The sequence below is a fragment of the uncultured Arthrobacter sp. genome (assembly GCF_947493765.1).
Classification (GTDB): Bacteria; Actinomycetota; Actinomycetes; order Actinomycetales; family Micrococcaceae; genus Arthrobacter_D.
Genome location: NZ_CANLSZ010000009.1, coordinates 86837 through 97653 on the forward strand (window position 1 = coordinate 86837; position 10817 = coordinate 97653).

Consider the following 10817-nt stretch of genomic DNA (forward strand, 5'->3'; position numbering starts at 1 on the left):
ACCAGTGGTCCCGGGCTCCGTCGTGAGCTCGAGTGGACGCCGGTCAGGCGTTCACGACCAGGCCCATCTCGGCTTTCGAGACGAGCGTGGAGTGCTGCGGCAGTACCCGCACCGTGTACCCGAAGGACCCGGTGTGGTCGATCGTGATGGCCCCGGTGAAATGGTGGCGTCCGCTCCCCAGGTTCTCGGAGACCCGGAGTTCGTCCACCGACACGTCGCTGAGCTCGTCGTTGTCGAGCGCCCGGCCGTAGGCCACCTCGACCGTGACGTCCTCGGGGTCGAGTCCGCCGAGCGCGACGTACGCGCTGACGGTGAGTGCATCGCCGATCTGCGGGTCCTCGGAGACCCCCGTGGATTCCACGTGCTCCACCTGCACCGCAGGCCAGTTGCCGTGGACGCGGGAGCGCCAGGCCGCTGTCCGGCGTGCGAGGGCGAACTGGTTCGCCGTGATCTCACGGCCCGCGCGGCACGCCGGCCGGTACAGCTTCTCCACGTAGTCCTGCAGCATGCGCTCCGCCGAGACCGCCGGGCCCAGCGTCGCCATGGTGTGCTTGATCATGGCGATCCACTGGTGCGGGACGCCGTCGTGCGAGGGCTCCGAGGGTCCTGCGGCGCCGGCGCCCTGGGCGGGGACCTGCGAGTAGAAGCGCGGGCCCACCTGGGTCTCGAGGAGGTCGTAGAGCGCTGCCGCCTCGATGTCGTCGCGCTCCTCGGCCGTGGCGCTGTCGTGCGCCGTCGGGATGGCCCACCCGTTGTCGCCGTCGTACATCTCGTCCCACCAGCCGTCCAGGACGGAGAGATTCAGGCCACCGTTGAGGGCGGACTTCATGCCGGACGTCCCGCACGCCTCGAGCGGGCGGAGCGGGTTGTTCAGCCAGACGTCGCAGCCGGGGAACAGGGTGCGCGCCATGGCGATGTCGTAGTTCGGCAGGAAGACGATCCGGTGGCGGACCTCGGGGTCGTCCGTGAAGCGCACCAGATCCTGGATCATGCGCTTGCCCTGCTCGTCGGCCGGGTGCGACTTCCCGGCGATCACGAGCTGGATGGGGTGCTCGGGGTGCAGGAGCAGGGCCTTCAGGCGCGCCGGCTCACGCAGCATCAGGGTGAGCCGCTTGTACGTGGGGACGCGGCGGGCGAAGCCGATGGTGAGCACGTCCGGGTCGAGGACGGAGTCGGTCCAGGCCAGTTCCTTCCCGGACGCCCCCCGCTTCTTCCAGGAGGACCGCAGGCGACCGCGGACGTCGTCCACCAGGTTGGAGCGCAGACTGCGACGCAGGGCCCAGATGTCGGTGTCGGGGACGTCGTACACCTTGTTCCACTGCGGGTCGAGGATGGACTCCGCGCCGAAGGACGAGCGCGCGAAGTCGGCGATCTCCGGATCGACCCAGCTCGGCACGTGCACGCCGTTGGTGACCGAGGTGATGGGCACCTCCTGCGTGTCGAAGCCCGGCCAGAGACCCGAGAACATGCCGCGGGACACTTCGCCGTGCAGCTTGGCCACCCCGTTGGCGCGCTGGGCGAGGCGCAGGCCCATGACGGCCATGTTGAACTTCGTCGGATCGCCGTCCGCGTAGTTCTCGGCGCCGAGGGCCAGCACCCGGTCGGTGGGCACGCACGGTGCCAGACCCGCGTGGAAGAAGTGCTCGATCTGCGTCCGCTCGAAACGGTCGATCCCCGCGGGGACGGGCGTGTGGGTGGTGAAGACAGTGGACGCCCGGCCGGCGGTCAGCGCCTCCTCCCAGCTCATGGGGGACTCGTTGGCCGGATCCATGAGCTCGCGGATGCGCTCGATCCCCAGGAAACCGGCGTGACCCTCGTTGGTGTGGAAGACCTCGGGCGCCGGGGTCCCCGTGAGCCTCTCGAAGATCCGCAGCGCCTTCACACCGCCCATGCCGAGCAGCAGTTCCTGCTGGAGCCGCTGGTCCCCGCCGCCGCCGTAGAGCCGGTCGGTGACGTCGCGTGCGGCCTCGTCGTTCTCGGCGACATTGGAGTCCAGGAGCAGCAGGGGTACGCGCCCGACGTCGGCGCGCCAGATGTGCGCGGCGAGCTGGCGGCCGTTGGGCAGCGGCAACACCACCTTCGCGGCCGAGCCGTCCGCCTCCCGCAGGAGCGTCAGCGGTAGATTGTCGGGGTCGAGGACGGGGTAGGTCTCCTGCTGCCAGGCGTCACGGGAGAGCGACTGCTTGAAGTAGCCGGCCTGGTACAGCAGGCCGACGCCGATCAGCGGGACACCGAGATCGGAGGCGGACTTGAGGTGGTCGCCGGCGAGGATGCCGAGGCCACCGGAGTACTGGGGGAGGACCGCACTGATGCCGTACTCCGGCGAGAAGTAGGCGATGCTGCGCGGCGCCTCGTCACCGACGCCCTGGTACCAGCGTGGGCCCGTCAGGTACTCGTCGAGATCCGCGTCGAGTTCGCCGATGCGCCGCACGAGCGCCTCGTCGGCGGCGAGCTGCTGGAGCTTCTCCCGCGTGACCGAACCGAGGAAGGCCACCGGGTCGTGACCACTGTCCGCCCAGGCCGCCGGATCGATGTCCTCGAACAGGCGCGAGGTCGGCAGATGCCAGGACCAGCGCAGATTGCCTGCGAGTCTGCCGAGCGGGGCGATGCTCTCGGGGAGGACGGTACGGACGGTAAATCTACGGATTGCCTTCACCCTTTCACGCTAGCGCACTTACCTCGCCGGACGACGGCTGCGACGCGGGACGGTGCAATAAGACGTTCACCCGGAGGTCATTCCAAGCCCCCTTAGGAATTCAGGCCTTTAATCGCTAACGTCGTGTGGGTGAGAACCACCAGCGAAGAGAACCCGAACACCCGGTATCCGGAGGGACTGCGCTTCGGCCGCATCCCCATCACCGCCGTGAGTCCCGTGGTGGAGGACGGCCGTTTCCCCGCGAAGGCGATCCCCGGCTCGGACATCGCCGTCGGCGCCACCGTCTTCAGGGAGGGCCACGACCAGCTCGGGGTGTCCGCGGTCCTCTACGACCCGCGGGGTAACGAGGTACAGCGCGTGCGCATGACGCCCGTCGGATCCGGTCTCGACCGCTGGGCCGGGACCCTGACGCCGCGCGCCCAGGGGCTCCACTCCTTCCGCATCGAGGGATGGTCCGACCTCTTCGGGACCTGGGAGCACGACGCGACGATCAAGATCGCCGCAGGCGTGGACACCGAGCTCATGCTCGCCGAGGGAGCCGCCCTCTTCGAGCGTGCGGCGGGCGAGCGCTCCGCGGCCGACGCGGATCTCTTCCGCGCCACCGCCCGCATCCTGGCCGACACCGACCGGAGTGTCGAGGCCCGCCTGGCCGCAGGTCTCTCGCCCGAGATCCACGAGGCGATCGGGCGCCGACCCGTCCGCTCCATGGTCACCGAGTCCTCCGCCTACCCCATCACCGTGGAACGCGAGCTGGCGGGCCGGGCCGCCTGGTACGAGTTCTTCCCCCGCTCCGAGGGTGCCCGCTACGATCCCGAGACCGCCGAGTGGACCTCCGGGACCTTCCGCGAGGCCACCAAGCGCCTCGACGCCGTCGCCGCCATGAACTTCGACGTCGTCTACCTGCCGCCCATCCACCCGATCGGTCGGGTGCACCGCAAGGGACCGAACAACACCCTCACCGCCGGCCCCGGCGACCCCGGGTCCCCCTGGGCCATCGGCTCCGAGGAGGGTGGACACGACGCCATCCACCCCGATCTCGGGACCTTCGACGACTTCGACGCCTTCGTGGCCCGTGCCCGTGAACTGGATCTCGAGGTGGCCCTCGACCTGGCGCTGCAGGCAGCTCCCGACCACCCCTGGGTCACCACCCACCCCGAGTGGTTCACCACACGGGTGGACGGTTCCATCGCCTACGCGGAGAACCCCCCGAAGAAGTACCAGGACATCTACCCGATCAACTTCGACAACGACCCCCAGGGCATCTCCGAGGAGGTCCTGCGGATCGTCCTCATGTGGATCGATCACGGCGTGAAGATCTTCCGCGTGGACAATCCGCACACCAAACCGGTGCAGTTCTGGGAGTGGCTGATCGCGAAGGTCAACAGCGACCATCCGGAGGTCGTCTTCCTGGCCGAGGCCTTCACCCGCCCGCCCATGATGCACGCCCTGGGCCGTGCCGGATTCCAGCAGTCCTACTCGTACTTCACCTGGCGGAACACGAAGACCGAGCTCGAGGAGTACCTCACCGAGATCAGCACGGTCTCGCCGGCGTACTTCCGGCCGAACTTCTTCGTCAACACCCCGGACATCCTCACGGAGTACCTCCAGTACGGCGGGCCCGCGGCCTTCCGTATCCGCGCCGTCCTGGCCTCCATGGCCAGTCCGCTGTGGGGCGTGTACTCGGGCTACGAACTCTTCGAGCACGTGGCCCGCCCCGGCGCCGAGGAGTACCTGGACAACGAGAAGTTCCAGTACCGGCCCCGGGACTACGCCGCGGCGGAGGCCGAGGGACGGTCCCTCGCCCCCTTCATCACGAGGCTCAACGCCATCCGACGTTCGCATCCGGCCCTGGGCGATCTCGAGAACCTGAGCATCCACTCGAGCACCGACCCCGCCACCCTGGTCTTCGCCAAGCACAAGCAGACGGACCAGGGCAAGGACACCGTCATCGTCGTCGTGAACGTGGACCCGCACGGCACGCGGGAGAGCACCGTCTCGCTCGATCTGGCCCGATTCGCGCTGGACGCGGCCGACCTCGACGAGAACGGCCTGTTCCTCGTCGACGACCTCATCACCGGCCAGACGTTCACCTGGGGCGAGCACAACTACGTACGGCTCGACCCCCACGTGGAACCCGCCCACATTCTTTCGATCAGGAGACAGCGCTAGTGGTCAACCCCTTCCAGCTGAACGCACCCGGACTGGCCCACGACCCCCACTGGTACCGCAAGGCGGTCTTCTACGAGGTCCTGGTGCGCGGTTTCGCCGACGCGAACGGTGACGGCTCGGGGGATCTCTCGGGATTGATCGAGAAGCTCGACTACCTGCAGTGGCTCGGCATCGACTGCCTCTGGCTCCCCCCGTTCTTCGAGTCCCCGCTGCGCGACGGCGGCTACGACATCTCGGACTACTACGACGTCCTCGACGAGTTCGGGTCCATGAGCGACTTCAAGCGGCTCGTCGCCGAGGCCCACGCGCGCGGGGTCCGGGTGATCATCGATCTGCCGGTCAACCACACCTCCGACCAGCACCAGTGGTTCCAGGAGTCCCGCAGCAACCCCGAGGGACCCTTCGGTGACTTCTACGTCTGGAGCGACACGGACGAGAAGTACGAGGACGCCCGCATCATCTTCGTGGACACCGAGGAGTCCAACTGGACCTTCGACCCGGTGCGCCGGCAGTTCTTCTGGCACAGGTTCTTCAGCCACCAGCCGGACCTGAACTTCGAGAACCCCGCCGTGCAGGAGGCCATCTTCGACGTCGTCCGGTTCTGGCTCGACCAGGGGATCGACGGTTTCCGCGCCGATGCCATCCCCTACCTGTTCGAGGAGGAGGGCACCAACTGCGAGAACCTGCCCAAGACCCACGAGTTCCTCAAGCGCCTGCGGGCCATGGTGGACGAGAACTACCCGGGCCGGGTGATCATCGCCGAGGCGAACCAGATGCCGGACGAGGTGGTGGAGTACTTCGGTGACGAGGACGGCCCCGAATGCCACATGTCCTTCCACTTCCCCATCATGCCCCGGCTCTTCTACGCGCTGCGCGACCAGAAGGCGGCTCCCATCATCGAGACGATGAGGGACACCCCGGACATCCCCGCCGGCGCCCAGTGGGGCACCTTCCTCCGCAACCACGACGAGCTCACGCTGGAGATGGTGACCAACGAGGAGCGCGAGGCGATGCTCGGCTGGTACGCGCCGGATCCGCGGATGCGCGCCAACGTGGGTATCCGCCGTCGCCTCTCCCCGCTGCTCGACAACTCGCGGGCCGAGGTGGAACTCATCCACGCGCTGCTGCTCTCCCTGCCGGGCAGCCCGTTCCTGTACTACGGGGACGAGATCGGGATGGGGGACAACATCTGGCTCGAGGACAGGGACGCCTCACGCACGCCCATGCAGTGGAACCCGGACCGCAACGCGGGTTTCTCGCCGGTGGATCCGGGCAAGCTGTACCTCCCGGTGGTCCAGTCCCTCGTGTACCACTACAACCACGTCAACGTGGAGGCGCAGATGGCGACGTCGAGTTCGCTCCTGCACTGGCTGCGTCAGATGCTCGCGGTACGCAAGGCGCACCCCGCCTTCGGCCTCGGCGCCTACCGGAACGTGCCGGTCGACTCGGAGAACGTGCTGGCCTTCGTCCGCGAGATACCCGAGACCAATGCCGAGGACGAGTACTCGGAGTCGGTGCTGTGCATCTTCAATCTGTCGCAGCACCCCGTCGCCGCGAGGATGCACCTGCCGGAGTACGCCGGACGGGGCCTGCGGGATCTCTTCGGGGGAGCCGTCTTCCCCGCGTTCGCCGCCGACGGCGAGATGACCCTGACGCTCGGCAGCCACGACTTCTTCTGGCTGCGGGTCCGCTCGGCGCACTCCAACACGTCATCCCCGCACACCCAGGCGATGCCGGTCATCGCCCTCCCGGAGGCCGTCGACCAGTGAGCACCCACACCCCGTTCGTCCCCGACCTCCTCAACGAGTGGCTGCCGTCCCAGCGGTGGTTCCCCGCGAAGGGGCGCTCCGTCGCCCTGACCGTCGCCGGTGGCACCGTCCTCGAGGATCCGGCGGGTGTCGCCGGTTTCGAGGTCAACTTCCTCGCCGTCGAGTCGGGTCGGCGCACCGACGTCGTCAGCGTGCCCATCAGCTACCGGCCCGAGCCCATCCCGGGCGCCGGGTCGGCCCTCATCGGGCAGGTGGAGCACCCTGTCCTCGGGACCCGCTGGGCCTACGACGCCACCCACGACCCCGACTTCGTGCGGCTCTGGGTGTCGTTCATCCTCACCGGCGCGCACTCCGCGGACGGAAGCCTGGCTGGCGTCGTCATCAAGGAGCCGGAACACCAGGGACCCGGTGACGAGCAGCCCGTGAAGATCCTGCAGGGCGAGCAGTCGAACACCTCCGTGGTCTACGGCGCAGGCCCAGGGTCCATGATCGTCAAGTTCTTCCGCGTCCTCGCCTCGGGGGAGAGCCCCGACGTGCAGATCAGCGCAGGACTCACCGCCGAAGGGTCCACCGACACCCCCGACACCTTCGGCTGGGTCACCGGATCGTGGCAGGAGGCGCACGACCGCACCGGGGCACTCGTCACCGGGCACGTGAGCGTGCTGCGGGACTTCGTGGAGGGCAGCACCGACGCGTGGCGCACCGCATCGCTGGCCGCATCGACGGCAACCGACTTCACGGCCCAGGCGCGCGGGCTCGGTGGGGCCGTGGCGCGGATCCACCGCCAGCTCGAAGGGGCGTTCGGCAGCAGGCAGGCGACCGACACGGAGAGGACGGAGTTCCGGGAGGCGCTCGCGCAGCGCATCCGCTGGGCGTGGGACGAGGCCGGCGACGCCGTCGGGCCCCTCGGCGCCGAGGTGGACAGGATCATCCAGGACGTGGAGGACCTGCAGGACATCCCTCCCCTGCAGCGGATCCATGCCGACCTGCACCTCGGTCAGATCCTCCAGACCCCCGACGGCGACTGGCTCGTCATCGATTTCGAGGGCGAACCGCTCAGGCCCACCGCGGAGCGCAGCGTCCCCGACGTGCCCGTACGCGACGTCGTCGGCATGGTCCGCTCGCTCGAGTACGCCGCGGCGTCGCGCGGGGCGTCCGCCGTCGGCTCCTCCGAGGCGGCCGCGACCGAGCAGTGGTCCACGGCGGCGCGGGAGGCCTTCCTCGAGGGCTACGCGCAGGACGCCGGTGCCCGCATCGACACGACCGGCCCGCTCTTCAGGGCCCTGTGGCTCGACAAGGCCCTGTACGAAGTCGTCTACGAGATCCGCAACAGGCCGGACTGGGTCGAAATGCCCGTCCGGGACGTCCGACGCGCCCTGGGGGTCAAGCCCGGGGCGGACGCTACGAAAGCAGCTGACATGACCTCCTCCAGCAACACAGGACCGGGCAAGGGCCCGGACGACGAGAGCGTCGCGAAGAAGACGGCGAAGACCGCGAAGGCAGTGGCCGGGAAGACGAAGGCCGCCGCGGCCAAGGCCAGGAAGGCGGCGTCGGCCGCGGCCGACAGCGTCACCGAGACCGTGAAGGAGACGGTGGCCGAGTCGACCGGCAGTCCGGCGTCCTCCCCGACCCCCGAGCTCACCCCCGTGGAGGTGGAGCAGTCCCTCCTGCAGCAGGTCTCCGAGGGTGCCTACAGCCAACCGCACGGGGTGCTGGGCGCGCATCTCGCGGACGACGACGTCGTCACGATCAGGACGCTGCGGCGGCTGGCCCGCTCGGTCGTCGTCGTCACCGGCTCGGGTCGCACGGAACTGCGGCACGAGCACAACGGCATCTGGGTCGGGGCACTCCGGGCCGAGACCGCCGGGCACGTCCCGGACTACCGCCTCGAGGTGACCTACGACGCCGAGCCGATGGTCGTCGACGATCCCTACCGGTTCCTGCCGACGCTCGGTGAGATCGACCTGCACCTGATCGGCGAGGGTCGCCACGAGACGCTGTGGACCGCCCTCGGCGCCCACGTGCGCCACTACTCCTCGGTGCTCGGCGACATCGAGGGTGTGTCCTTCGCCGTGTGGGCGCCGAACGCGCGCGCCGTCCGGGTCATGGGTGATTTCAACGGGTGGGACGGAAGCGTCAATGCGATGCGCGTGCTCGGCTCCACGGGCGTCTGGGAGATCTTCATCCCCGGCGCCGGAGCGGGGACCCGCTACAAGTTCGAGATCCAGGGGGCCGACGGCCAGTGGCGGGAGAAGGCGGACCCCATGGCGCGGGGCACGGAGATCCCTCCCCTCACGGGGTCGAGGGTGGTCGAGTCGACGCACGTCTTCGGCGACGATGCGTGGATGCAGGCGCGGGCCGAGACGGATCCGCACAACGGGCCCATGAGCGTCTACGAGGTGCACCTCGCGTCGTGGCGTCAGGGGCTGGACTACCGGGAGCTCGCGGAGCAGCTGGTCGAGTACGTCACCTGGCAGGGCTTCACCCACGTGGAGCTGATGCCCGTCGCCGAGCACCCGTTCGGGGGCTCCTGGGGATACCAGGTCACCTCCTACTTCGCGCCGACGTCGCGCTTCGGGTCCCCCGACGATTTCAAGTACCTGATCGACAGGCTGCACCAGGCGGGCATCGGGGTCATCATGGACTGGGTCCCCGCCCACTTCCCCAAGGACGAATGGGCGCTGGCCAAGTTCGACGGCGGGACGCTCTACGAGCACGGCGACCCGTTCCTCGGCGAGCACCAGGACTGGGGCACGCTGATCTTCGACTTCGGGCGTCGCGAGGTACGCAACTTCCTCGTGGCCAATGCGCTCTACTGGCTCGAGGAGTTCCACATCGACGGCCTCCGGGTCGACGCCGTCGCCTCGATGCTGTACCTGGACTACTCGCGCGAGGAAGGCCGGTGGAGGCCGAACAGGTTCGGCGGCCGGGAGAACCTGGAGGCCATCTCCTTCCTGCAGGAGGTCAACGCCACCGCTTATCGGAGGGCTCCGGGGATCGTCATGATCGCCGAGGAGTCGACGGCGTTCGACGGTGTGACCAGGCCGACCAGCAGCGGGGGCCTGGGCTTCGGCATCAAGTGGAACATGGGCTGGATGCACGACACCCTCGAGTACGTCGCAGAGGATCCGATCAACCGCAAGCACCACCACGGCAAGGCGACGTTCTCGCTGGTGTACGCGTTCACCGAGAACTTCCTGCTCCCCATCTCGCACGACGAGGTGGTCCACGGCAAGGGCTCCCTGCTGCGGAAGATGCCCGGCGACCGCTGGCAGCAGCTGGCGAACGTCCGTGCCTACCTGGCCTTCCAGTGGGCCCATCCCGGCAAGCAACTGATCTTCATGGGCACGGAGTTCGCCCAGGAGGCCGAGTGGGCGGAGCAGCGCAGCCTCGACTGGTGGCTTACCGAGACCCCCTCGCACAAGGGTGTCCAGGAGCTGGTCCGGTCCCTCAACGACGTGTACCGGCAGACCCCCGCGATGTATGCGCGGGACAACGAGCCGGCCGGGTTCCAGTGGATCGACGAGAACGACGGCGAGCACAATACGCTCTCTTTCATCCGATGGGATCATCAGGGGAACCCCCTGGTGTGTGTGGTGAACTTCGCCGGCGGACCGCACGAGGGATTCCGGGTAGGACTGCCGTGGGCCGGTGAATGGACGGAAGTCCTCAACACCGACTCCGAGGAGTTCGGCGGCTCGGGTGTCGGCAACGGCGGTTGGATCACCGCGGTGGAGGGCGCCCACAACGGGCAGCCCGCCTACGGGGACATCCGCGTCCCACCGCTCGGGGCGCTCTACTTCAAGCCGGCGGCCTCCTGACCGACCGGCGATACTCGGCACCACGCAGCGGCGGTGCTCCCACGGGGAGTGCCGCCGCTGTCTTGTGTGCGCTGTCCCGTGTGTGCCGTCCCGGCGCTGGTGTCCTGCATCTGCTTTGCATCGCAGCACGTCCGGTGCTATCGTTTAGATCCGCGCCGACGCCCCAAAGCACTCGGCCAAACTCCGCACGATCGAACGATTCGAACTCCTTCCGGAGTGGAGATGCTCGAGCAGGGTTTGGTGGATTTGTGTGGTGGGGTTGGTGGGTGTAGGTTTAGGAAGTTGCTTCGGAGCGATGACATGGTTGTTTGATCGTGTTTGGTGCCGTTTGCTCCTGTTGTTTGAGAACTCAATAGTGTGCCAAGTTTTTTGATACCGATTGTTTGTTGATTGGTTGAATTT

4 protein-coding genes are annotated in these 10817 nt (G+C 68.2%); 3 read left to right on the forward strand and 1 reads right to left on the reverse strand.

Annotated elements, in window-relative coordinates; genetic code table 11:
• Positions 1-43: 43 nt before the first annotated feature.
• On the reverse strand, positions 44-2656 hold the full coding sequence (gene glgP / locus Q0747_RS12435; RefSeq protein WP_298255095.1) for an alpha-glucan family phosphorylase: 2613 nt from the start codon (positions 2654-2656) through the stop codon (positions 44-46).
• A gap of 129 nt (positions 2657-2785) precedes the next feature.
• Between glgP and Q0747_RS12440 the strand changes: the two genes are divergently transcribed.
• The 3 genes from Q0747_RS12440 to glgB are packed head-to-tail and all read left to right on the forward strand — an operon-like array spanning position 2786 to position 10415.
• The gene (locus Q0747_RS12440; RefSeq protein ID WP_298255097.1) at positions 2786-4825 is read left to right on the forward strand and encodes an alpha-1,4-glucan--maltose-1-phosphate maltosyltransferase; all 2040 of its coding nucleotides are present in this window, start codon (positions 2786-2788) and stop codon (positions 4823-4825) included.
• A complete protein-coding gene (gene treS, locus Q0747_RS12445) occupies positions 4825-6594 on the forward strand; it encodes a maltose alpha-D-glucosyltransferase (RefSeq protein ID WP_298255099.1) in 1770 nt (589 codons plus the stop codon). Before Q0747_RS12440 ends, treS begins: the two co-directional genes overlap by 1 nt.
• Complete coding sequence (gene glgB / locus Q0747_RS12450; protein WP_298255101.1) at positions 6591-10415, forward strand: 1,4-alpha-glucan branching protein GlgB; 3825 nt, start codon at positions 6591-6593, stop codon at positions 10413-10415. Before treS ends, glgB begins: the two co-directional genes overlap by 4 nt.
• The last annotated feature ends 402 nt before the right edge of the window (positions 10416-10817 follow it).